General features: G+C 28.8%; 24 protein-coding genes, 1 pseudogene and 2 CRISPR repeat arrays. Of the genes and pseudogenes, 3 read left to right on the top strand and 22 right to left on the bottom strand.

Going from position 1 to position 25,822, the window contains the following annotated elements; all coding sequences use genetic code 11:
• The first annotated feature begins 1 nt into the window (after nt 1).
• Nucleotides 2-751, top strand: a complete 750-nt coding sequence (locus WY13_RS13045; protein ID WP_063556072.1) for a DUF2812 domain-containing protein — start codon at nt 2-4, stop codon at nt 749-751.
• 78 nt (nt 752-829) lie between these two features.
• Here WY13_RS13045 and yjfF read toward each other — a convergent pair whose 3' ends face one another.
• The 20 genes and pseudogenes from yjfF to WY13_RS13140 all read right to left on the bottom strand — a co-directional run bounded on the left by yjfF (nt 830) and on the right by WY13_RS13140 (nt 21,761).
• On the bottom strand, nt 830-1,837 hold the full coding sequence (gene yjfF / locus WY13_RS13050) for a galactofuranose ABC transporter, permease protein YjfF (RefSeq protein WP_063556073.1): 1,008 nt from the start codon (nt 1,835-1,837) through the stop codon (nt 830-832).
• Complete coding sequence (locus WY13_RS13055; RefSeq protein ID WP_431602466.1) at nt 1,834-2,883, bottom strand: ABC transporter permease; 1,050 nt, start codon at nt 2,881-2,883, stop codon at nt 1,834-1,836. The genes yjfF and WY13_RS13055 overlap by 4 nt, the downstream gene beginning before the upstream one ends.
• Nucleotides 2,876-4,405 (bottom strand): annotated as a pseudogene (locus WY13_RS13060) (sugar ABC transporter ATP-binding protein). The gene WY13_RS13055 and the pseudogene WY13_RS13060 overlap by 8 nt, the downstream one beginning before the upstream one ends.
• 77 nt (nt 4,406-4,482) lie before the next feature.
• Nucleotides 4,483-5,475 (bottom strand): ABC transporter substrate-binding protein, encoded by a 993-nt coding sequence (locus tag WY13_RS13065; RefSeq protein ID WP_063556074.1) that lies wholly within the window; start codon nt 5,473-5,475, stop codon nt 4,483-4,485.
• A gap of 434 nt (nt 5,476-5,909) precedes the next feature.
• A complete protein-coding gene (locus tag WY13_RS13070; protein ID WP_063556075.1) occupies nt 5,910-6,638 on the bottom strand; it encodes a polymer-forming cytoskeletal protein in 729 nt (242 codons plus the stop codon).
• 19 nt (nt 6,639-6,657) lie between these two features.
• Complete coding sequence (locus tag WY13_RS13075) at nt 6,658-7,287, bottom strand: YhbD family protein (protein ID WP_063556076.1); 630 nt, start codon at nt 7,285-7,287, stop codon at nt 6,658-6,660.
• Nucleotides 7,288-7,607: 320 nt separating this feature from the next.
• Complete coding sequence (locus WY13_RS13080) at nt 7,608-8,414, bottom strand: MBL fold metallo-hydrolase (RefSeq protein ID WP_063556077.1); 807 nt, start codon at nt 8,412-8,414, stop codon at nt 7,608-7,610.
• Between the two features lie 242 nt (nt 8,415-8,656).
• Nucleotides 8,657-9,433, bottom strand: a complete 777-nt coding sequence (locus tag WY13_RS13085) for an ATP-binding protein (RefSeq protein WP_242866493.1) — start codon at nt 9,431-9,433, stop codon at nt 8,657-8,659.
• Nucleotides 9,434-9,737: 304 nt separating this feature from the next.
• A complete protein-coding gene (locus WY13_RS13090; protein WP_063556078.1) occupies nt 9,738-10,430 on the bottom strand; it encodes a hypothetical protein in 693 nt (230 codons plus the stop codon).
• A gap of 1 nt (nt 10,431) precedes the next feature.
• Nucleotides 10,432-11,955 carry a hypothetical protein gene (locus WY13_RS13095; RefSeq protein WP_063556079.1) on the bottom strand — a complete coding sequence of 508 codons (1,524 nt, stop codon included), beginning with the start codon at nt 11,953-11,955 and terminating at the stop codon, nt 10,432-10,434.
• Nucleotides 11,952-13,034: a type III-A CRISPR-associated RAMP protein Csm5 gene (csm5, locus tag WY13_RS13100; RefSeq protein WP_063556080.1), complete on the bottom strand. Its 1,083-nt coding sequence runs from the start codon at nt 13,032-13,034 to the stop codon at nt 11,952-11,954. Before csm5 ends, WY13_RS13095 begins: the two co-directional genes overlap by 4 nt.
• A complete protein-coding gene (gene csm4, locus WY13_RS13105) occupies nt 13,034-14,080 on the bottom strand; it encodes a type III-A CRISPR-associated RAMP protein Csm4 (protein ID WP_063556081.1) in 1,047 nt (348 codons plus the stop codon). Before csm4 ends, csm5 begins: the two co-directional genes overlap by 1 nt.
• A gap of 8 nt (nt 14,081-14,088) precedes the next feature.
• On the bottom strand, nt 14,089-14,853 hold the full coding sequence (gene csm3, locus WY13_RS13110) for a type III-A CRISPR-associated RAMP protein Csm3 (protein WP_082848501.1): 765 nt from the start codon (nt 14,851-14,853) through the stop codon (nt 14,089-14,091).
• Between the two features lie 18 nt (nt 14,854-14,871).
• Nucleotides 14,872-15,342, bottom strand: a complete 471-nt coding sequence (csm2, locus tag WY13_RS13115) for a type III-A CRISPR-associated protein Csm2 (protein ID WP_063556082.1) — start codon at nt 15,340-15,342, stop codon at nt 14,872-14,874.
• On the bottom strand, nt 15,335-17,461 hold the full coding sequence (cas10, locus tag WY13_RS13120) for a type III-A CRISPR-associated protein Cas10/Csm1 (protein ID WP_063556083.1): 2,127 nt from the start codon (nt 17,459-17,461) through the stop codon (nt 15,335-15,337). Before cas10 ends, csm2 begins: the two co-directional genes overlap by 8 nt.
• 164 nt (nt 17,462-17,625) lie before the next feature.
• Nucleotides 17,626-18,120, bottom strand: coding sequence for a hypothetical protein (locus WY13_RS13125; protein ID WP_063556084.1), 495 nt, complete (start codon nt 18,118-18,120; stop codon nt 17,626-17,628).
• 592 nt (nt 18,121-18,712) lie between these two features.
• The gene (locus tag WY13_RS13130) at nt 18,713-18,952 is read right to left on the bottom strand and encodes a DUF4351 domain-containing protein (RefSeq protein ID WP_063556085.1); all 240 of its coding nucleotides are present in this window, start codon (nt 18,950-18,952) and stop codon (nt 18,713-18,715) included.
• A 362-nt stretch (nt 18,953-19,314) separates the two neighbouring features.
• Nucleotides 19,315-19,878 carry a zeta toxin family protein gene (locus tag WY13_RS13135; RefSeq protein ID WP_063556086.1) on the bottom strand — a complete coding sequence of 188 codons (564 nt, stop codon included), beginning with the start codon at nt 19,876-19,878 and terminating at the stop codon, nt 19,315-19,317.
• Nucleotides 19,879-19,880: 2 nt separating this feature from the next.
• A complete protein-coding gene (locus WY13_RS21070) occupies nt 19,881-20,051 on the bottom strand; it encodes a hypothetical protein (protein WP_013240121.1) in 171 nt (56 codons plus the stop codon).
• 678 nt (nt 20,052-20,729) lie between these two features.
• Complete coding sequence (locus WY13_RS13140; RefSeq protein WP_063556087.1) at nt 20,730-21,761, bottom strand: Rpn family recombination-promoting nuclease/putative transposase; 1,032 nt, start codon at nt 21,759-21,761, stop codon at nt 20,730-20,732.
• Between the two features lie 171 nt (nt 21,762-21,932).
• Nucleotides 21,933-22,294: a CRISPR direct-repeat array (repeat unit 30 nt; unit sequence ATTTAAATACATCCCATGTTAAGGTTCAAC).
• A gap of 356 nt (nt 22,295-22,650) precedes the next feature.
• Between WY13_RS13140 and WY13_RS13145 the strand changes: the two genes are divergently transcribed.
• Complete coding sequence (locus WY13_RS13145; RefSeq protein WP_063556088.1) at nt 22,651-23,463, top strand: MerR family transcriptional regulator; 813 nt, start codon at nt 22,651-22,653, stop codon at nt 23,461-23,463.
• Nucleotides 23,464-23,602: 139 nt separating this feature from the next.
• A CRISPR array of direct repeats spans nt 23,603-24,025; the repeat unit is 30 nt; unit sequence ATTTAAATACATCTCATGTTAAGGTTCAAC.
• Between the two features lie 274 nt (nt 24,026-24,299).
• Nucleotides 24,300-24,698, top strand: a complete 399-nt coding sequence (locus WY13_RS13150; RefSeq protein WP_063556089.1) for a hypothetical protein — start codon at nt 24,300-24,302, stop codon at nt 24,696-24,698.
• A 14-nt stretch (nt 24,699-24,712) separates the two neighbouring features.
• Here WY13_RS13150 and WY13_RS13155 read toward each other — a convergent pair whose 3' ends face one another.
• The gene (locus WY13_RS13155) at nt 24,713-25,240 is read right to left on the bottom strand and encodes an AAA family ATPase (RefSeq protein WP_242866494.1); all 528 of its coding nucleotides are present in this window, start codon (nt 25,238-25,240) and stop codon (nt 24,713-24,715) included.
• A gap of 6 nt (nt 25,241-25,246) precedes the next feature.
• Complete coding sequence (locus tag WY13_RS13160; protein ID WP_063556090.1) at nt 25,247-25,789, bottom strand: nitroreductase family protein; 543 nt, start codon at nt 25,787-25,789, stop codon at nt 25,247-25,249.
• Nucleotides 25,790-25,822 lie beyond the last annotated feature (33 nt).

Here is a 25,822-nt window from a genome sequence, read left to right on the forward strand (position 1 = left end):
TATGTCCAACACAAAATATGTCATGAGCAAAGGAGTAGCTTTTGGAGAAGAGGAAGAAATGGAAATGCTCTCTGATTATGCAAGCAAAGGCTGGATTTTATATAAATTTAGCTTTATGGGGTATAAACTCAAAAAAGCTAAACCTGAAAAACTGCAATATTCTCTAGATTATAGATATAATGCAGATGAAGAGTATTTTTCATACTTCAAAGAAGCAGGATGGAATCATGTATGTTCCATATCAAATGCAATACATATATTCAGTGCCCCTGAAGACACAAAACCAATTTATACAGACAGTTATACCAAATCAGAAAAATATATAAGCCAGTATAAATTAACTAAAAAAATCGCAGTGCCATCATTTTTATTCCTTATTGTATGCTCTATTTTATTTATTATTTTATTATCACTTGCTAAATATAATTATATACCTTACATATATATAAAAATTTTTGGTATTATTTTAATACCTACATTAATAATAACATTAGTAATAACTATTTTTACAGGATTACCTTGTATATCTTATTACACTACATTAAATAGAATTAAGGAGGGTTCTTTAACTCATAAAAATCATAAAGCATTAAAAAAATTATTAGATACATTATCAACAATTGCATCTATATTAGTAATATCTTTGTTCCTTTTAAGTCTATTTAACATTATAATTATAAGCAAAGCAGCGTTTTTTTCAATTTGTCTAATTGCTATCATAACTTGTCTATTCAGTATGTTCATGAAATGAAAAATAAGCTAAATAAAAGGTGACCAAATATAAAACTGGACACCTTTTATTTTACCCTAACTTTAAATATAAAACTCATCAGCTTATAACAACCTTTTTCTTTTCTTCCCTAATAACAATAATTCTCTGCAGTGCAATAAATATAAATAGCAGCATTCCTACTGCAATCTTTGTCCACCAAGAATTAAGATTTCCCTGAAACATTATAAGGCTTTGAATTATACCCATAGTTAAGACACCAAATACAGGTCCTATAGGATATCCTGATCCTCCTGTTAGTAATATTCCTCCTATTACACAAGCTGCAATGGCATCCATCTCCGTCCCCAAGCAATGTAAACCATAACCGGATAGTGTATATAAAGTAAATAACAGTCCCGCTAAAGAAGAACAAAAACCAGATACAGTATAAACAAGAATTTTAACTTTTCCAGTATTTAAACCCATAAGCATAGCTGAATTTTCATTTCCACCAATTGCATATACGGTTCTACCAAACCTTGTATACTTTAATACAAATATAGCAACTGCCGCTACTATTAAACTAACAATTACATTAATAGATATAGCTACACCTGGCCCAATGGGTATTCTAAAACCTGAAATAGCAGTAAATACCGGATTTTTAATGCTTATAGTATTTATACTTATAACATAACTTGAGCCTCGTGCAAAAAACATACCTGCTAATGTTACAATCCATGGGTGAAGATCAAATTTTTCTACTAATATCCCCTGAACTGTTCCAAATACAATACCTACAATTAAAACAAAAATCATAACCAAAAACGGATTAACTCCATTTTGCAATAGGCTTGCAGTAATCATACTTATAAAAGCTATCATAGAACCTACAGAAAGATCTATTCCACCTGTAATAATAACAAAAGTTTGACCAATAGCTAAAACTATTAAATAAGCATTATCTATAAAAAGATTTGCTAATACTTGTCCTGAAAAAAATCCACTAAACATAACAGATCCAATTAAAAATAATACTATAAACAAACCAATTGTAGCGTAAATCGAAATAAATGATGGATTTAATTTAAAAATTTTCTTCTTATTAGTTAACCCTTTTATCATACACGAGCCACCTCTTTTTCAGGTTTACTTTTAGTTGTATTATTTTTTGATTTCTTTCTTACTAGCATTTTTCTAAATGCCTCAGATTGTATAATACAAACTATTATAACTACTATGGCTTTAACTACAAGAGTAATTTCTGGAGCCACTCCCATACTATAAATGGTTGTTGTTAATGCTTGTATAAATATTGCTCCTACTACTGTCCCTCCTAAATAAAATCTACCACCTGCCATGGAAGTTCCTCCAATAACAGTAGCTAATATAGCATCTAATTCCATCCACAATCCTACATTGTTTGCATCTGCACTCTTTATGTTAGAGCATAAAATAATGCCTGCAATACCCGCTAGAATACCAGATATAATATAAAGTGAAAAAATAACTTTTCGTGCCCTTATACCACAGTATCTGCTAGCACTGTTATTTACACCTATAGATTCAACAAATAAACCCAATGCTGTTTTTCTAATAAGTAAATAAATTGCAAAAACAATTACAGCAGCAATAATTATTGCCACAGGTAAAAAAATATATCCTGTTCCTATAAAAATAAATGACTTATTAGTAAATGTTAGTATTTGGCCCCCTGTAATAAGTTGGGCTATACCTCTTCCAACTATGTATAAAATAAGCGTAGCAACCATAGGTTGAATTTCAATATAAGCTACCAAGAAGCCATTCCATATTCCACAAAGTACTCCTACTATTGCTCCCGATAATACTGCCGCTAAAACAGAACCACCTCCAACTATAACTGTTGCCGAAACAGAAGCACTTATAGCAATTATAGATCCAACAGAAATATCTATTCCCTGGGTGGCAATAACTATTGTCATACCTAATGATATTAATATAAGTGGTGCTGAATGATTAAGTATATCTATTACATTTCCAAATAAGTGTCCATCCCTAATTGTTATATTAAGAAAACCTGGTCTTACTAAAAAATTCAATAAAAGCAGCGCAATTAATGCTGCTACCGGCCAAAATATCTGCATATGATAAAATTTCATAAATATATTGGAAGTTTTAGTATTATGCACTGATGTTACCTCCTTCCGCAATAGTCTTAAGTATGTTGGCTTCTTGTACCTCTTCTCCTGCTAACTCCCCTATAATTTTTCTATCTCTAAGTACAAGTACCCTATCACAGCAACTTTCTATTTCTGAAAGTTCGGAAGATATAAATATAATTGACATGCCTTTTTTTGCTAGTTTTATAATTAATTTTTTTATTTCATCCTTGGCACCTACATCAATACCTCTTGTAGGCTCGTCCAAGATTAAAATCTGAGGATCTGTGGCAAGCCATCTTGCCAGTATAACCTTTTATTGATTTCCACCACTCAAATTGTCAATTCTCTGTTCTATACTAGGAGTTTTAATATTTAGGAGTTTAACATACTTTTCAGCAATTTCCTGCTGCTTTTTCATTGGAATGTATTTAAATATACCTTTAATGGATTGCAAGGCTAAAATTATATTTTCTCTTATAGTTAGTTCTCCAACTATGCCTGCTGCTTTTCTATCTTCCGGACAAAGTCCTAAACCTTCCTGAATAGCTTTTTGAGGATAAATATATGAATATTCCTTACCATCAATGATCAATATTCCATGATCTGATTTATCTATACCAAACAACAATTTAGCACATTCAGTTCTTCCGGAACCTAAAAGTCCTGCTAATCCAAGTACTTCACCCTTTTTTATATTCATACTAAAAGAATCTATCGTTCCTTTTCTGCCAAATTGTTTAGTTTCTATCAAGTTTTTTTCTTCCTTACTGTAATAGTCACGAGATAATTGCTTATTTTCTTTTACCATTTCTTCATACTTTTTCCCTATCATCTTCGAGATTAGATCCATTTGAGGTAAATCTTTTACAGCATAAGTTCCAACCAATTCCCCATTTCTAAGTATTGTTATCCTATCTGAAATTTCATAAACCTGATCTATGAAGTGAGTTACAAACACAATTGACATGCCTTCGGATTTTAACTTTCTCATAATACTAAATAGCTGTTTAACTTCATTACTATCCAAACTAGATGTAGGTTCATCAAGAATTAATATTCCACTTGATATATCTACAGCCCTTGCTATAGCCACCATTTGCTGAATTGCAACAGAATAACTAGATAATAATTTTTTTACATCTATTTTTAAATTTAATCTTTCTTCTAATAATTTTGATGCATTTTCATTCATGGTATTCCAATCAATAAATCCCCTTTTCATTGGTTCTCTTCCAATGTAAATATTCTCAGCTACAGTAATGTTTGGACACAAATTGACTTCTTGATAAACAGTGCTTATCCCATTTTCCTGAGCATCGCGGGTTGATTTAATTATAATTTTTTTCCCATTTAAAGTTATGATTCCTTCATCTATTTCATAGACCCCTGTAAGCACTTTAATTAAAGTTGACTTTCCTGCCCCATTTTCTCCCATAAGAGCATGTATCTCACCTTTTTTAAGTTGAAAATCTACATTGGAAAGAGCTTTAACTCCGGGAAAAGATTTGCATATGCCTTCCATATTAAGAACAATATCGCTTTCATCCATTAAATTCACCCCCATTTATCAAAATTTCATAATGTATGAATGTGGAATATCCAATTCATACATTATGATTTACAATTCTAATATTTTCTGTTAGGTAATTCTTTTTTAGCTTGATCTTGAGTAAATACACCCTCTTTAGTGTGTACAATTTTATCTTTAAGTTTACCACTTAGTACTTGTTTTGAAGTTTCTAGCAATTGAGGTCCTAAAAGAGGATTGCACTCAACTATGCCATTTGATTTTCCATCAGCCATTAACTTGAACATATCTTTAATACCATCAACAGAAACTATAAAAATATCTTTTCCTGGTTTTTTACCATATTCCTCTATAGCTTGTATAGCTCCAACTGCCATATCATCATTGTGAGACCACAAAACATTAATTTTATTTCCATCAGATTTCAAAAATGCTTCCATAACTTCCTTACCTTTTGCACGGGTAAAATCACCAGTTTGTGATTTTATAATTTTATAGTTTGGACAATCTTTTATAGTTTCATTGAAACCTTTTTGACGTCCTATCATAGCTGTTGATCCAACAGTACCTTGCAGCTCTGCTATGTTAAGCTTTGCATCTTTTCCAAATTTATCAATTACAATTTTAGCTGCTCTCTTACCTTCTTCTTCCATATCTGAACCAAGGAAAGCTGTAACAAGAGAATTATCTGCTACTTTTACATTTCTATCTACTATAACAACCGGTATCTTGGCATTTTTTGCCTCTCTCAATACTGTATCCCAGCCAGTTTCTACTACAGGATCCAATGCGATTATATCAACTTTTTCAGCTATAAAGGATCTTATAGCTTTTATTTGATTTTCCTGTTTTTGCTGACCATCAGAGAACTTTAGTTCAAAGTTTGGATCTAATTTAGGAATTTCCTTAATAGAACTAGTTTCTGCTGTTCTCCAGCCACTTTCAGCTCCAACCTGTGCAAAACCAATTACCTTTTTCTTACTTGATGAATTTGAGGAGCTTGTCTGCTGACTTGCGCCACCGCATCCCGCAAATATACCAATTGTTAAAACTGCCGTTGCTGCTAAAGCAGCAATTTTTTTAAATTTCATATTTTTCCCCCCATTAAACTTATTTTTATTTCAGAAAATCCAGGATATGCAAAACATCTAACTCCCTGTATGTAAATATTTCCTTATTTTACACAATTATACTTATGTTTTGTATAATGCCCTATCATTTTTGAAATCAAACAATTATATTTTGAAAGCGATTTCTTAATTATTATAATAATATTTATTGGTACAAATGTCAATTATTTTCATATGTTATTATTTATTACCTTTATTCAATATTATTACAATTAGATTCTTCTAATACAATACATATATTAAAACAAAATAGAAATCGCTTGAAAAATTATTACACAATTAATATGTATTAAGTATTAGTAACTATATGCATAAAAATAGACCATACAGTGGAATTAGTATCCATCATATGGTCTTAGTTAGTAAATTAAATGTACTCAAGTATTCTTATTGCTTTAATTATCAGCTATTTTTTTACAAACTATTTTAGAATTTTTACCAACATCTGCTTTATTTCTATATTCCACTGTCTCGATATCGCAATTAGCTCCTATAGTAACATTATTTCCTCTTACTACTTTTGCAGATGTATTTTCAAGATAAATATCATCTCCTTCAATTGTGCCTGTTACAAGTCTTGCAGAATTTGAGAAAAGATTTATCATTTTCATGAAAAAATGACCTTCTCCTAATTTAACACTTATATTTTCTCCGCCTATATCTTTTACTGTGCATTTTCCATACATCTCTATATCTATATTTCCTGCATTTAATAATCCGTCTATATTAAAGCCTCCTCTTGCATTAAAATTTTCTGCTTCACAATCTCCACTTATGGATGCTGAACCTGATATTGATATTTCTTCCGTATGCAAATTACTATCCATACGGGAAGAACCGCTTATTTTAACTTTTTTTGCAGTAACACTGCCTACTATATGAGAAGATCCACTTACGGTTATTTCTTCACAATCAAGATTTCCACATATTTTAGTACTGCCGCTGATTTTAGTTATTTTACTTTTTAAATTTCCGCTCACATTAGAAGATCCTGATACTTTATAAGAACTGCACTCTATATCTCCATTCATTTTAGCAGTCCCACTTATTTTAACTTCGTCATACCTTCCACCCCTAATTATTCCAGCTCCAGAAATTTTTACATCTTGCAAATTCTCTTCCATTTTAAAACTCTCCTTTATTTTATAATGTTAGTTTTGATTTTAATTGTTCCACACATTCCCCTGCATTTATCTTTAATACAAGCATGGCTTCAGTTTCAACATATACTTCATTTGGTATCAGCATTAAAAAACATATAGCAACTCCAAGCTTTCTTATAAGTACTACATCACAATATCTTCCATAAAATTTCTCATAGTTTTTTTCCAGAGTATTGAGTACTAATTTAGCCTCCTCCAAACTCACCTTGCCAGATTTTAAAAACCTATCTACTATAGTCATAAACAGCAGTTCATTAAAATTAAATTCACTACTTTCTTTATGAACATCTTTATATAGCGTGAAAGTAGGTTGTGAAACAATGTTGTGTGATGATATGTCATTTTCTTTTAAAATAACCTTCGAAAGATTTGGTGAAAATATGCTTGCAAGCTCATCTAAAGATACATCATCTTTAAAATTTTTGATCTTTTCTACTCTATCCAGTATTTCCACCCTTGGAAAAAACGTCTCCTGACCTGTAAAGCTGGACCTTTTTATAAACCATTCCTCAGGTATTAATTTTTTTCTCTTCCATCTATACAATTGGCCATAGGAAATACCTGTTACTTTAAGCAATTCTTTTTTAGAAATTAGATTTTCCTCTTCCATATTTTCATTCCTCTCAACAATTTCTTTTTCAAAAACAGTGTAACATAACATTGTTACGTTAGCAATAGTTATTTTATTTAAAATAAAAAATTCACCTTAAATCAATAACTGCTAAAGGTGAATTTAAATAAAACTCCATTAAAATCCTATGTATTATTCTTTTTAAAAACAATATCCTATTACATAACCATTCCACCATCTACATTGATGACCTGTCCTGTAATATACTGGCACATATTTGAAACAAGAAATTAGATAATTTCTTAATAAAATGCTAGTGGTAATTATATCATACTTTATGTATCAAACAAATCCAAAATTCACCAGTTTATTTCCAGCCCCACTCCTACTTCCTTTATAGGTAAATATTTATGTATTTCTGCTTTAACAGCAAAGGAGGTACAATGACAAGGATACAACTCTTTCACATTGTTTTTTCTTAGATATTCAATAGTTTTTCTAACCCCGGAGTTAACTTGAAATAAATGAAATCCACCTATAATTCCAAGTACCCTGTTGTCGCTGCAAACTTTTTTTGCGTATTCCACTATATTGCATATGCCGCTGTGGGAACATCCTGTTATGACATAAATGCCCTTTTCACTTTTATACACAAGTGCCGTATCATCCATTACATAATCGTCAACTAAAGCTTTCCCTGAAGCCTGCCTTCCTATAGGTTTTTTATTTTCAAAATCATTCGTTCTTGGTATCTGCCCTAAAAAAGTTATATGTTTGCTAATTTTTTTAGGTTCTTTGGAAAGAATCAAATTACATTTTTCTTTTAGCTCTTCTTCCAAAATAGGAGAACAAATTTTTAAATCTCCATCTATTTTTTCCTTAAATGCATCAGGATGGGCAAGTATTGAAATTTTATTTTTACATTTTTTTTGAAAGTAATATTTAAGCCCCCCTGTGTGATCATTGTGCCCATGCGAAATAGCAATTATATCTATGTTCTTTAAATCCACCTCCAATGCAGCTGAATTTTTCAAGAATATATCCGAATAACCTGTGTCAAATAGAATTTTAGTGTCCTCGTCTTCAATATAATATGAAACAGCAGGTTCTCCAAAATAATATCTATCTATATAGGTGTTGTTATCTACTAAAACTTTTAGCTTCATTGCTTCATCTCCCAAAAATAATTTTCACTGTCTTCATTATATTTTATAAAACCATTCTTTTGCAAAACTTTTTGGGATGCGGTACAAAGCAAATATCTCCAAAATTTTTGGAAATTAAAAAATCGTCTTCAGCTTTCTACCAAAGACGATTTTAATTATTTCATTTTTGATAAAATTTTTTGTATGGTTTTAGGGTATAGATAGTATGTTTCAGAGAGGTAGTCTATAGATGCTCCCTTTCTTTAAGCTTTATATATAGTTAAAATAAATTCTTCTCCTGATTCCTGCAAAACCGGTTCCCTGGCACCAATATCTTTCATCGTTTTAATTATCATAGGAATTCCCCTACCCAACTGATCTATGTATCTCATATTTTCCATATATTTTACTAAAAATGGATTTCTTGCATAGGATACTCCTATTTTCATTTTTTCAATAGTAACAGTATTAGGTAATTTTCCTGGACTATGAAATTCAATACGATCATCAAACATAAAAATTCTTATTTTAGATCCCAAAATACTATAATTTCTATGGACAAGAGAATTTACAATAGCTTCTCTAAGTACCAACGCAGGATATTCTTCTTTTTCCTGCCTCTTTAGTTGATTAATGGTTGATGGATTTTTTATATTATTTTTTAGTATAACTAACATTTGATCTGCTATATCTTGCAATCTTCCGCACAGTACTTTTTTATCTATAAGATCACCTGTTATTTCATTTCCATTAAAATGTGCAAAACTAATGCCATTCTGAGGCATTACATTATCAATGTTTTTTCCAAATATGAGCAGTCCTCCTACGGAGCATGTTACTTTTCCATCTATTTGCTTTAATATATCTGCATTGATTAATATTCTCTCTATGCTTTTCTTATCTTCTTCATACAAGTCAAAAGTATTATATTCAAAGAAATAATCTCGTATTATGTCTAAATTCAAGTCTTTTATAGAGGTGTTATTAACTGGCGATATGTCAAAGTGAATACTTCCATTAGTTTCAAATATTCCTATCATATTCATTTTCTCCATTTTCAATAATACTGAATAATTTCAATTTATACATAGAATTTCATCTTTCAATAATACTCAACAATTTCAATTTATCCATAAAGAATTCCATCCTTAATTTAAATATAGTAACTACGTATTATTATATCATATTTACTGAACATTTATTCCTCATTTTGGAAACATCATTCACTTAAATACATACTATTTTTTTATTTTTAAAACTACAATAAAAAAGTGTGCTTAATTCTTATATTTCAAGACTTCAAAGACACCTTACTTTAAATCTATATTGGTTAAATGATTAATGTTACTTATAATTGCAAAACCCAGCTCCAAGGCTACTTCCTTTTTCACCTAGTCCTAAAGCAAGTGCTAACAGCGCCTTCTTCTGACTAAACTCATCTTGATTTACCTTTATTTGAACTTTGTTTCCCAATAGATTAATGGATTTATACTTATATTTCATAGGGCATTTGTTTAAAATTTTCATTTCATTAACAAACATTTCCGATTTTCTAAACCCACATTTTTCTCCAATTTGGTTAAGCTTTTTCTCCAAATTATCATTTAGCCTTTTCATTAATAAATCTACTGAATTTTTTTCTTTGAGCCATGGTTTACTATCTATAGTGACAATAACAGGTTTTAAGGTATATATTTCATTAATCTTATCTACTTCTTGCACTTTTAAGTCAACATCTATAGCTTTAATATTATTATATTCATGATTATAAATAGCTATTGCCATTTTGTTTAACAACTGAATATTCATACTTCTAAGTCTAAAAAAATATACCTTGTCTTTTTTATATATCTTGTCCCTCTCTATGGGATAAAAATTATCATATACATATTTATAAAATTTTTCTTCGTGAAATTTTTTTAATAAAGCTGATTTAAGCATAGAATTATTTATAAATACTCCTATATTATAAGGAATTTCAACAAAATTCATATTCATTGATAACTTCACTTTTATCCTAAGTTCATAGAAATTCATTTTATATCTCCTCTACAAGTTTTATCAGTTGACTATTAAATTGACCATCTTTATTATAAAAATTATCATCTGAAAGATTCTCATTAAAAATACCAGTAAACTTTATTACTAAGTTTTCCAGATATTTATCTATTGCAACATCGTCAAGCTCTGTTTCAATTAATGCATTAATTTTTTCTTTTGATACACCACTATAACCATGTGCCAATATGCTTTTATTTCTTAGTGATTTTAAACTTTTTAATTTTGAACATTCATTTACCAACTTAAGTTCTAAAGAATTATCTTCCAATACTATCTCTAATGTTTTTTTCATTGATTCTATATTAAGCTCACAATCCCTATACTCTAATTTAATACCAGATTGTATTTCTGCACTATTTAACTTATCCATTTGAGTCTCTGATAATGCTTCTTCTTTTAGAAATAATTTTCCATATCCCTTGTCTATAACAACTTCTTTACTTAATAAAATATTGCTATATATAGCCTCTTGAATTCTAAATATTCTACCGAGAAAATCCGTATAAGCTCCATTATTATATTTATATACAGCATTGTTTTTCAACTCATTAAGCAAGTATGTTTCATTTTTATCTTTAAGATGTCGCAAATAATTTTGAAACATACTACATGTGCTTCTGCTTACTGGACTATAATCTTTAACTTTCCTAATATATTTTTCAGCACTATCAAAATCAAACTCAATTCTTGATGATGCTGCTTGAATCATATTTAAAACTATATTAACCTGTTCTTTTTCTGATATGTGATATTTACTAGCATAATCTTTAATTAATGTTTCAGCCCCTTTATAATTTTGATCTCTTATAAATAGACAAATCTGTTTTTTACTATCAGCTTTTCTTAATGATTCTGATATAGTAAGATTATATGCATCTTTACTTTTTCTATCTATATAAAATGGATTTACCTTTATATTAATTTGATTTGTAGCATTAAATAAAAGTGCTGTAGACATTGCTGGCGTTCCGCCTGTTATCTCTATGAATAATTTTTCTATGCCTTCAAGTCTATTATTTAGATTATATTCATATTCTTTCATCATTACGTCATAATCTGATGGATTTTCATTTATACACCAAATCTTAACTTTAGGTGTTCCTTTAAGTTCATTAAATCCAATATTTTTTTTTAGTTTTTCATGCTCTCTGTCGTTTTTTATCTTTAATAATATTTTACCTAAATTTACAGTATCTTTCTTATGCTCTTGATCTGTAGTTACAAATATAATTTCTGTTAATTTATCATTTTCCAAATCATTTTTAACTTTTTCCATAGATGCCTTTATAATTGGAAAATCAATATATTCTAACCCATCAGGATAATAATTTAATAGTTTTTCAGTAAACAAACTAAAATTATCTACTACACCATAACTTTCTCCAAGTATTTTTAACATTTCGTTATCATCACTAAATAACTTTTTCATATCCTCATAATTATCTTTTTTAACTTGAAGATCATGGCTACCCAAATTTAATATTAGTGCAGCATTCTTCATCTTTCCTTCACCTCAATCCAACCAAAGGTTCCTTTTATATCGTTATCACTTGAAATTACCCATTTTGTTGTAGGAAATTCACCTTTTTTTCTTTTCTTTCTTAAATTTACTACAAGGCTATAAATTTCATTATCACTAAGTTCCGCTGCTAATGTGTTACTAAAAAAGCCTTTAAGCTTTCCAACTCTTGATATGAAACCATTATTATCTTTTTTGAACATCCTTATTTTCTCTAATAAGAGAGCATATTCATTTATGAGCACATTTTTTTCGTTAAATCTAACTTTTAATATTTCTTTTAGCTCTCTATTTATAACTTTTTCATAAAAATCATTTATTTTATAAAACAAATCTTCTTTTGTAAAAATTTTATTCTTCAATATCATTTGAGAATACATCGTTTGTTTTTGGTCTATACTCTCTAAAAGTATCTTCATATCTAAATTCAATTTTTCACAATTAATGTCTTTATATATATTTATACTTCTAGCTTCATATATAGATGTTTTTACATTGGCATCTATGTCTGTATCCCTTATTATTAAATTTTTAAAAATATCTTCTTGAACTCTTTTAGGATATTTTCTAAATATATCTTGTCCAACATACTCTTTCGAAAATATTTTCTTTTTACCTACAAGATCATTTTTATCTATTTCATTATATAAAACTGCTGTTCTAATACCACCTTTTAACGAACTTCCTGGTATATATGGTATCCCTTTAGATTTAATGCATGTATTTATTTCAACATTTCCTTTTATATTACAGCTGCATTTAATTCTGCCAGCTTCCACCTCTTCTAACTTTATATTTTTATCCTGCAGTAAATTTTTTATAGTATATTTATCGCTACTATTACTTCTCTTATTCCGTAAAATTTCCAGATATTTATTGTAATATTCTTTATCATTAATAAGAATATCTGCAATTTTATCAACATCTAGCAGAATAAACTCATCTTTATCCTTTACTACATCTATGTAAGGACTTAGTTTACTATTACTATCATTTAAAATTGCAACAGGGGAAAGTGTTTTTATTTCCAAATTTATTATATCTTTTTGCAAATAATTCACTAATTTTCACCTCCAAATGGACTCAAAAAGGCTTTACCATAAACATGTATATCATGATTAATCCCCTCTACTTTAAAAGAGTATATGTCTCCTTCTACTTTTCCATTGAAAATACTCCCTTCCTTTATCATCCTTAATGTAGGTTTTTTTATATTTGTTGATCTTTTGGAAAAAATAAATCCATTCCTATTTTCTAAAGAATATTTACTTATTTTACTTAAATCCTTTTTATCAGGATAAATCATTGAAAAATTTATATACACTTTCCCATTATCACAAATATTAAATTTATAGTCACTTATGGATATTTCTTCAACTACTCCTGCACCTAAAGACCTTTTTCCACCTATTGATATAAATTGAAGAGCTTGAATGTATTCATCTTTTAATATTTTTTCATTATCATCTATAAGGAAATAGAAATAAGGTTCTATCTTTATTTCACCTGACTCTTTAGTGGATAATATGCTAAAGGAATCATAATAAGTATCCATAGATTCTTTAGTATATCTATCAATTGTATTTCTTTGAAGCATATCTTTTTTTATTGGAGAATAGTCTTCTAATACTTTTCTAACATCATTTTCTACTTCATCGTTTCCTATGTAATACTTTCCATCAATGATAACTCCATTTTTAAAACTATAATCAATTATATCTTCATCTAAATTATAGTTCTTATTTAGGTTTCTAAAAGAATTGTGAGATACCCACGCTATATTCTTATACTTTTTTCTATTTAACAAATTTTCTTCTTCTACTTTTTTTGAAATTTCTTTTTCCTTAATTAATACATAAGGTTTAGGTAGGAAATCTATATTCTTCGATACATTATTTTTAGTTATTTTCAATCCGAGAAAAGCTGATGATATCTTCACTTTTTCATTTACTAAATTTACTATTACATTTAATTCATCATCTGTAATAACATAAGATAACGCATTAATAATCATAGAATACAGTTTGTCAGAGGATATATAATCATATAGTTCTTCACCAATATGAATTTTCGCATTATCTTTAAAACTTAATGTAGCCTTCTTCATTTTACCACCTACTTAGTTTCAATCATTTCATTTTTTAAATCTTTAATCCAAGTATCATCAATTTCATCTACAGAGGCTTTAGTATCTCCAAATGGCTTACTTGTATAGCCTTTTATTGTTTTTGTAAAAAATTTAATATTCTCAAATTTAACTTTACCATATCCTCTTGTCCCATTTCCCCCCAAATAATCATCTTCGAGGAACTGAAAGCCTTCTATTAAGTATTTAATATTATCTATATCTACTTCATTATATATTGTATAAACTATCTCTAAATCAAATATAGCTCCTTCAGGAACTCTTTCAAAAAGTCTTGGATTCGCTTTAGAAGTTAACCTATCTATTGAATTTTCCCATTTTGATTCAGTATAGCTTAATTCCAAATCTTTAAATTGTCCTTCTTTTTTTCTCATAGTTTCAGCTATACTTTCTTTTAAAAAGGCATCTCTTACTATAATTCTTGTTGGTAATCTATCTGTGATTTTATTTTCTTCACTAGCAGAAACTCCATATATTTTACAAATAAAACATTCTCCACAATTGCAAGGAAGGTTTTTGCCGGTTTTTTCATCTTTATCTATTTTGCCATAGGCAAGTTCTGTGAGACTTCTTAATTTACCTTTTAAAGATGAGCCAGGAATATATGGTTCACCCTTATGATTTTTTATTACACTATTATCTATTCCTCCAATTTCAACACTAGAATTTCCCCCACCTATATGCAGTCCTGTTTTAACAACTAAATCTGCATTTATAATTAATCTACCTAGCATTTTACTAATCACACCCCTTTATTTATCATCACCATAATATTTTCTATAAGCCACTATTGTTTCCATAAATTCTTTTAAAGATTTTATTTCTTCTTTATTGTCATTATCATTAACATTTAACATTTCGATGCCTTTATCCAAAATATTGATTAAACTTCTAATAGCATATTTAGCACGATTATTTTCATTTTTTCCTATTATATACGCAAGTCTTGGTCTTAGTTTCTTCAATTCTATTGCTGTTTCAGCATTCATAATGTCACTATATATTTTTCTGATTTGCGAAGTAGTTAACTTTTCATTTCTTAAATATTTTGCATATTTCTTACATTCATCTATATAATTGTCATATTCTTCTGTTAGGCTTGTAACCCTAAGTATAATATTTCTAAAATACTTTTCACTATTGTCATTCGTTTGCTTTCTATTTTCTGGTTTAGTATCATTATATTTTTTCTTATTATCATAACATCTATTATTGTTATACATTCTTATTCCCCCCTATCATATGTCTACAATTACATTGCGCCCACTTGTTGGCAAATGGTATTATCATGGCTTGTTTACTTAAATCTGATTTTACTACTGCACTTAAACATATGCTTTCATACTGTTCTACTAAACTATCAATTAATGTAATGTTATCCTTAGTTCTCAAATCTCTTAAGTAATATGCCAACCTATACATTTTTATATAGTTTATATTATTACTGCCTTTTTTAAAAACAGCTTTAAAACCTTTAGTACTTTTATCTATTTTTTCAAATATGCTTTTACTTTGGGTTTTTTCGTATATCTTTTCTATAAGATTTTTTAATTTAATTAATTCCAAATATTGCTCCCATGTAAAAACTTCTCCAAGAAAGCATATTTTATCTTTTCCTTTCGTCAGCTTTCCTTTTGATAGAAACTCTTCTGTAATTTCAGCTGTTTTAATAATAGGAAAATCCGAATTAAACATTCCAACACCAGCTGAAAAAGTTTTATCTTTACAATCTACAAATGTTCTAAATAATTCTCTAAGCACATATATAAACTCAAATATCTCATCATATCTCCCTACTACAAAGGTATCATCACCACCCGCATAAATTATTGTAATCTTTTCTTTCCAATTTTTTGTTTTTAAATACCGTCTACATTCTTTCGGAGTGTAACTATTTTCTATAATTTGTTCAACAAAGCCCTCAAAAAACATAGAAATATTTCTACTCAACCCGACAACTTGTCCAATACTCTTTGTATTGATAAATAAACTTCCAAGATTATCAACATCCAATTTAATAACCCCAATTTTATTGTCTCCCAGTAACTGGTTGCTTGCCACCAGTTCATCTAATGAATTAGTACTAAGCTTTGTACTTTTAAAAATATAACCATCGACATTATCATTATCAAAATTATTAATTGAATATGCTGTAGTTCTTTCATTTTCCCTACAAAAATCTTCTGAAAAAGAAATATTATAGCCTAATGCCTTAAATATGTCCTTTACATCTTTATACGTATCTTTTATCAAATCGAACTCTGTCTCTTTTTCTATATAGTAGCTTTTATTTCTTGCATCTTCTATCAATCCTATATATGATTGGCATAATGGACATCTTTTTTCTTCATCTAACTCATCAGATATACAATTGCAAATACTACATGTTTGATTTAATTTTCCACCATTATCTATAGGTCCAAATATTTTTTTAAAATTTTCTTGAAGTCCTATTTCACTCCATCTTTTATTCTTAACTTTTCCTACACTGTCTCCAACTTTCTTCCAAACTTCTTCAAAATTATTAAAATCACTTAATGCAAATTCAACTTCTGCCAGAGCTAAATAAAGTTCTCCACTATGAGCATTAAGTAAAAGTTCACTTAACTCTTTTCTTATTCTTCTAAATTCTTCTATATTCTCTTTACTTGCTATGATATAAAAATTTCCCCCACCACTATACAAAATATTAGTGATGTTAAGATTAAGTTTTCTAACTATATATTTTGAACATAAATCCTGTAAGAGAGTCAAATAAAGCGAATGTGCTTTTAATGTTTTCAGAGCATCTGCCTTTCTAGTTTTATATATGAAATTTTGTATTCCTGAAAGATCACCTTTTATTAATATAAACTGGTTATCATTTTTCTCCTGACACTTTGCTATAGCTGAAGTTATTTTGCAAATATCAAATAATGAAATATCACAGTTTTCTTTATTAATAGCAGGAATATTGCTTAAATATTTCATACATATATAATAGACCCTTTTAAAATTTTCTTTACTGGTTTCAAGTTCATCAAGTACCTCATCAATATAGTTATCCCAAACACATTTTTGGATTGTGTTATTTTCTTTTTTGCTTTTGTTCAATGATTCAAAATCTAATTTTGACTTTCTAAATGGTAAGTAACTATTATCAGTATTTGATAATGTATTTTTTAATTTGTATATAGAATTCTTTACTGATTCATTTTTCTGATTACCTATAGCAGCTTTATATGACTTTTCTATATTATCATTACTCTCAATCGAAAATATATTTAGTAATTTATTATATCTTTCTTTATCAATACTTTCTAAATATTTAGCAAATGCATATACTAATTTACCGCACTTCAAAAACTTATCCTCCTTTTTACCCATTCTGTTATAACATATTACATGTATTGTATTAAATTATATTGTTATGCCAACTTATATTGAAAATCTTCTCTCCGTCAAATTTGGCATAAATAATAAAAACTGCATTGTATCGCCTTTTTCTAATATTTCAAGATTAGTAGTTATCTTTGAAGTTGTCCCCAAAATTCATACTTTTTTTCACTATTAACATTATATTGATATACTAAGACATTAAAATCATTAGACAACTCAGCTCCAATCATAGTAGAAATGCTAACTGGTGCAGCGATGAATAAATGTATTTTACATATACCCTTTTGCTGTAATTTTATTTTCTTATTTCTAAGATTATTAATTATATTACCAATATCTATGCTACTAATATCTCCTATCTTTTCAAGTTTAAATATATATTCACTAGATATGTCTTTATAATATTTTCTTTGACTCAGCCAAAATTTCACCTGATTTTCTATATCATTTTTTCCGATACTTACTATTAATACACCTGCATTTTTAGATGGATTTTTTAATATTTTTCTATATTCAATCCATTTTTTTAGCTTATGCAACTTAATTCCTGCAACAAAAGATATTGCAGCAGTTACTATTGTTATAATACAAGAAAGCTTATTTACATTGCCCCAATCCATCATATACATCACCTTTTAATACACATATTATTTTTTCTCTTCATAATTTTTATAATAAAACTTTTCTTTTAAATCTCAGAATTACACATAAAAATATTTGATTTGTATACCTCATATTTCTAATCACTCTAAATTTATATATATTATACCATATTTTACATTTTATTTACTTAATTGTCACTAACTATTACAATTTACTATACAAAAAACCGCATCTTTTTCAGATACGGTTTTTTATACTTCAAATTTTTTACCTGCTATATATTTTACATCTCATGTTGAGGTTCAACCACAGTAAAATACCCATTCCTTATTTTTATTATAGTCCTAAAACCCTTAATAATAAAGGCATCCGCTGAAAATTTTCCAACCGTTTTTCAATTTTCATAAACTCAGCCAAAAAAGTACCTCAATCCATTACATATCAATGCATTGAAGCATCTTCTATCTTCAAAGAGGTTGGGAAAAGTCTATCCGTGATATTTAGTTTGAAACACACAATAAGTTTTTGCCAAAATTCTCTAACCATTTTTTAATTCCAAATAAAAAAGCACCTCTAAAGCTCACTTTCAAAGCTTTAAAGATACTTTATTATTTAAATTCCATATCTTCTCAAATCTTCTATTGTTTCTATGTCAAATATGCTTTCTATAATTGAATTTAGGCTGTCACTGTCTAATAATTTTACCTTTTCTATCACAGCTTCATCTACATTCTTAAGCTTTTTGTTTAAGAATGTTATAACTCTTTCAGCATCCTTCAATCTGGATTGTTCTCTTTCTTCTTCTCTTCCCTCTTGCTTATAGTGGAGTCTTCTGATTTCATCTATACTCATTTTAAATGCACCTCCAATTTCCTTTTTATCTGATGGCTACCTACTATAAGGAGATAACAGTAGCTACGCCCCTAGATAATTCATCTAAACTTAGTGGGAGAAGCAAATCTCTAAAGAGAAAGCCATTATCACCAAATCAAAGATTTGGGATATCTGCTTGCACACAGCGAAAGCGACTATCACCAAATCAAAGATTTGGGATATCTGCTTTTCCCACTAAGTAAGATTCATTGATATTCCTCATATTTCTTTTCTAACTCTGGATCTTCAATTAAAAATAAGTATTCTAAAAAGTACAGTGGTAAAAGCCCAAACTTTTTGGAACATAAAAACTAGCCTAATATTAACACGTTAAGCTAGTTTTACTTTAGGATTTTTCTAATCCATTTAGGCATATTTTTACTTTGCCATTTAATAGTTCCATTAACCAAATATGCTACTTCTTCAATTTGTTTTGTATTATCATATACATTCGTTTCATCACAGGTATACAATAATGTTCTTAAATTTTCTAATGATTCATAATATCTTCTCTCTACAGCATCGTCTGCGATTCCATGTCCACCTCTTAGGACTCTAATTTTAACTCTTTCTTTAGCAATTTTAGGACTATCTACCCCAATAAAGTTCATAACTACGTAAAACCCTTTCTCTTTTGCCTTTTTTATATTTCTAACAATGCTTTTACCTGAAAGAGTTGTCTCTTGATTAAATGATATATTATTTTCTATATAATAATCTATGAGTTTTACTGCTTCCCTTGCACATTTGATTTGAAGATTATTATCTTTCCATGAACCTATTCTTGCTACCATTTCATCTGTATTTATTCTTTCTTCATTTTTATTTCTTTCATAGTAAACGGATTTATATATTGATGTCTTTCCAGCACCATTAACACCAGCAAATATGGTATATGTAACCATTTTTACTCACCTATTATTCTTTTTTGTTCTTTTTGCAGCACCAGATTAGATAGTGTTATATAAAAATCCTGTTCTTCTTTGGTTTTTGCATTCTTAAATAATTCTTTTAAGTCCCAATACGAATATTTTAAGAATTGTTCATATAAGTTATTTTGTTTATTTGTTTTCTCCATATTAATTCCTCCAACAAATAATACTTTTATTATATTATAGCCTAATACATCACTTATATAAATAATTTTCTGCAAGTGTACATCTCATGTTAAGGTTCAACTTTATATGCTCATGCCTTTCGTCATTTTATTGTAAGATTTAAATACATCCCATGTTAATGTTCAACTAGGTACTGCATATGTTGAAAACTTTATATTACGATTTAAATACATCTCATGTTAAGGTTCAACAATTCAAATGGATTTGTATATTTCTTAGCTTATACATTTAAATACATCTCATGTTGAGGTTCAACAGCACAATGTTTATTGTGTGGTTCAAAGAAAGAGTAATTTAAATACATCTCATGTTGAAGTTCAACATGGCAGGCAACGAAACAGACAAAACATTCGGACCCTTATTTAAATACATCCCATATTAAGGTTCAACCACAGTAAAATAGCCATTCTTTATCTTCATTATAACCCTAACCCCCTTAATAATAAAGGCATCAGCTGAAAATTTTCCAACCGTTTTTCAATTTTCATAAACTGAACCAAAAAAGTGCCTCAATTCATTACATATCAATGTATTGAAGCACCTTCTAATCTTCAGAGAGGTTGGAAAGAATCTACCCGTGATATTTAGTTTGAAACACACAATAAGTTTTTACCAAAATTCTCTAGATATTTTTTTATTTAAATTCCATATCTTTTCAAATCTTCTATGGTTTCTATGTCAAATATGTCTTCTATAATTGAATTCAGGCTATCACTGTCTAATAATTTTACCTTTTCTATCACAGCTTCATCTACATTCTTAAACTTTTTGTTTAGTAATTTTATAACTCTTTCAACATCCTTCAATCTGGCTTGTTCTCTTTCTTCTTCTCTTCCTTTTGCAAGTCCTTCTTCTCTTCCTTCTTCTCTTCCCTCTTGCTTATAGTGGAGTCTTCTGATTTCATCTATACTCATTTTAAATGCACCTCCAATTTCCTTTTTATATTCCTCATATTTCTTTTCTAACTCTGGATCTTCAATTAAAAATAAGTATTCTAAAAAGTCTACTAGTGCTTTTATTTGCTCATTATTTTTTACTTTTTCATATTCTCTTAGTTCTTCTGCTAATTTAATCTTTGCCCTATATATTTCTTCATCATCAGCTTTTGTTTCTAATAGATTCTTTGCTATTTTAAACACTAACTTTAACGGGTTGTTTTCACTGATATTTTCTAGATTTATATTTTCAACATCTATTGTCCTAAAATTATACGTTAATATGTCCTCTTCTATCTCTGGCAATCTATATATGTAATTCTTGTCTTTACCTCTTTCTCCCTTATATGTATATATCGCTGCTGCCACTATTTCCGATTTGTCCTCATACCTATACCTAAATTTATCCCAGATTCTATAGAAATATCTGAACATTCTCTCCCCAAATACTTCATCACAGCTGGCATAACTTTGTACTTCCACATGTATAAACAATATTTTACTCTTATTATTTTTTAATTTTACCTTTATTATTTTATCTGATATTACTTTTTCACTGCTGTCTCTATCAAAAATTTCTCTTTGTATTTCTTGAAGTTCTTTATCTAAAGATTCTGCTCCATATTCCCATGCTATATTTTTAAATATCTCCGGGAAAAGCAGTTCTACTATCTCTACTTCAAAGGCTTCCAAAATTGATTTCCATGCTGCATCAAAATCGTGTTTCTTTGCCAAGTCTCATCCACATCCTCTTATGTTTATCCTTCTTAGTATTAATTATAAAGCATTTATGTTTTTCTATCCAACATATTTTTAAATATTTACAGATTATTATTTTTATTCAGAAAATAGACCATGTTAAGGTTCAACAGAGATTTCACAGGAAGTTCTATATAATCTCTACAGATTTAAATACATCCCATGTTAAGGTTCAACTGATCTTTTAGACATAACTCTTAGAATGAGTAACAAATTTAAATACATCCCATGTTAAGGTTCAACATAGCATACCAAAGATAAGAAAATTGGCTAATAAGAATTTAAATACATCCCATGTTAAGGTTCAACCACTTACGGGCGTGCAAGACGTAAGTATAGAAGAAAAATTTAAATACATCCCATGTTAAGGTTCAACTTTTGTTCCATTCTAAATCTGCTATTGATTTAACTTATTTAAATACATCCCATGTTAAGGTTCAACAGAAAATTATAAAGCTTTATTTTCAAGGCTATACTGTATTTAAATACATCCCATGTTAAGGTTCAACCATAGTAAAATAGCCATTCTTTATTTTCATTATAACCCTAAAACCCTTAACAATAAAGGCATTCGCTGAAAATTTTCCAGCCGTTTTTCAATTTTCATAAACTCAGCCGAAAAAGTGCCTCAATTTATTACATATCAATGCATTGAAGCACCTTCTATCTTCAGAAAGGTTGGAAAATATTTGACCTGTATACTATCAAAAACATTAGTACGTCTTTCATTTAATAAAATAGCCTCCTATATAGTATTTTGCTTCATTTAATGTTAAAGTATAAAAATAAAATATTGACTCTAACATGGTGTGAGGTATTATTCTTAAATTGTAATTAGCAGTGATATTTTTAGGGAGTTGATTCTATGTTTAAAATTGGAGATTTTTCTAAACTAACAATGGTATCTATACGTATGCTGCGATATTATGATGAGGCGGGACTTTTTAAACCTGCTGAAATAGATACATTCACTGGATATAGGTATTATTCAGCTAAGCAAATTACTAAGCTTAATCTCATCGTTTCCCTTCGTGATATGGGGTTTAATGTATCTGATATAGCAATTGCTATAAATGAGCAATCTGATGAGAAATTGAAAGACATTTTAAAACAAAAAGAAGCTGAAGTGAAAAATAATATTAAAGCTGAAGAAGAAAAACTAAGAAAAATCAATGCTAAAATTAAGAATTTGAAAAGGGAGAGAGTCAATATGAATTATAATGTTACACTAAAATCAGTACCATCATATAAGGTTGTCTCATTAAGAGATACTATACCATCATATGATGTAGAAGGAATCCTTTGGCAAAGGTTAGGTGAATATATCCAAGATAAAAAGATTTCTTGTAATAATATTGCTTATGCCACCTATCATGATGAAGATTATAAAGAAGGACCAGTTGACGTCGAGATTGCAGTTGTTGTTGAAAAATTATTAAATGATGCTGATGGTTTTACTTTCAAAGAAACTGCACCAATAGATCAGGTTGTAAGCATCTTAGTTCCAGGTGAATTTTCAAATATTGCTCCTGCATATAATTATCTTGGACAATGGATTGAAGAAAATGGATATGGCATATGTGGTAGTGCCCGTGAGTTGCCTCTAAAAGGACCTTGTAATGAAGCAAATCCTAGTGATTACTTAACTGAAATACAAGTTCCAGTAAAAAAATTATAAATTAATATTGCTTGCAAATTATATATGTATAATTTGTAAGCAATATAAAAAGGCTGTAACTACAAAATAATTTTTATTCTAGCAGGAAATTAAACCTGCTACACCTCATTTGAATCTTTAAAATAAGAAAAATGTCTTAGTTTTACTACATCCCATGTTGAGGTTCAACACATAAAAAATCCATGGATACTAATTTAACTATATTATTTAAATACATCTCATGTTGAGGTTCAACAAGAACTGAAAGAAACACTTAGAGATTTTATTAAAAATTTAAATACATCTCATGTTAAGGTTCAACAAAAGACTTAATAAAAGATACAATACCTTTGTTTACATTTAAATACATCTCATGTTAAGGTTCAACATGGGAGATCCTAATAATGGAGTAACTGGAAAATAATTTAAATACATCTCATGTTAAGGTTCAACTTTCCACATATAGTTTTAATAGCATCTACATAAGCATTTAAATACATCTCATGTTAAGGTTCAACGTGGAAACCCATGTTATAACATTTGTCTCCCATTGATTTAAATACATCTCATGTTAAGGTTCAACCCACAGTAAAATAGCCATTCTTTATTTTCATTATATTCCTAAAACCCTTAACAATAAAGGCATCATCTGAAAATTTTCCAACCGTTTTTCAATTTTCATAAACTCAATAAAAAAAATACCCTCATCCATTGAATTCAAATGACTTAAAGCATCTCTATTCCCCAAACTGGTTGGAAAATACTCAACAAAATATAGTAATATATTGTTTAAAATGGTATAATTTATTTGCACAGCATACAGATAAATAGTAAATTTATAAGGGAGAATGTGTATTATGAAGGAATCAACCATTACAACTACATTTAAATCAGATATTAAAAAAGTATGGCAAGTAGTTACAAATAACAATAAATATGAGTGGCGGAGCGATTTAAGTAAAATTGATGTTTCAGCAGATGGGAACTCTTTCACAGAATATACAAAAAATAATTTTCCTACTAAGTTTAACATTACTTTAAAAAAGCCTTATGAGCGATATGAATTTGATATGGCTAATAAAAATATGAAGGGTCATTGGATTGGAACTTTTAGTCCTGCTAATAATGGTGCCCAGATTGAATTTACAGAAAAAATATCAGTAAATAATCCTATAATGAATTTGTTTGCAGGTTTGTATCTAAAAAAACAGCAGTCACTTTATATAGCAGATTTAAAAAAGGAACTGGGTGAATAAATTTCATATTACTTTTATGTTGCTATGATGCGTTTATAAATTATTTCTGCTGCATCTTTTGCTGAAATTTCATCTACATCTATTTTATCTGTATTCATTTTTAGATAATTGTTTAACCTGGGCACACTTCTATCAATAACATCTTCTGTTCTAATTCCATTTTCAATATCTTTTGTAATTCGTTCAATTAATGATTTTTCTGAACATATAAGAGAAAACTTATATACCTTACAGCCCTTCTTGTTTATTCTAGATAATACATCTTCAAGAATACTCTGCATATGCATTACCCAACAAAATATAATATTGTCATACTCCGAACACGAAATGAAATTATTTAGCATATATGTAATATTGTCAATTACCATCCTTTTAGTTTCATCCGTAACGATGAAAGGTGACATATTCCAGCCCCAATCACCGTCAAGGAAGACACATTTAGGCAGCAGTTTTTGTAATTCTTTACTTACTGCTGTCTTTCCTACACCCATTGTTCCATTTATAAAAATAAGATTTTTTGTCATTTTACCCTTGTTATTCATAATCAATTACTTCCAGCTTTCATAATGTATGATTTCTTCCAGTTTCTTTCGTGGACGAAGTTTAGGCTTTTCATCTGCATAACCAAGTGTAACAATTCCAACTACATATTTATCATCGGGTATATTTAAAATTGGTCTTATTTCATTTTGTACAAACCATCCAACCCAGCAAGTACCTAATCCCAGGTTATTAGCTCCAAGCAATATATGTTCTACAGAAATTGAAGTATCTCTAATTATCTGTTTAAGTTCCTCTTCCGGACTGTTTTCATCCAATGATACAGCTATTTTCTCATCTATTCTGCAGCGTATATCTGCTACGCAAGCAATAAAAACTGGAGCAGAAAGCATCCATTTCTGATTATGACATACTCGTGATATTTTTTGCCTATTTGATTCTGATTTTACTACAATAAAGTGCCATGGTTGAGTATTGCTTCCTGATGGAGCAAGCCTTGCGCCTTCAATCAACTGCAGTATTTTTTCATTTTCAACTTCCCTATCCATGTATTTTCTTATACTCCTGCGTACTGAAATCTCTTCAATCATATCATCCGCTTCCTTTCTTAATAATTATTTTAA

It is taken from the genome of Clostridium ljungdahlii (assembly GCF_001636845.1).
GTDB classification, from domain to species: domain Bacteria; phylum Bacillota; class Clostridia; order Clostridiales; family Clostridiaceae; genus Clostridium_B; species Clostridium_B ljungdahlii_A.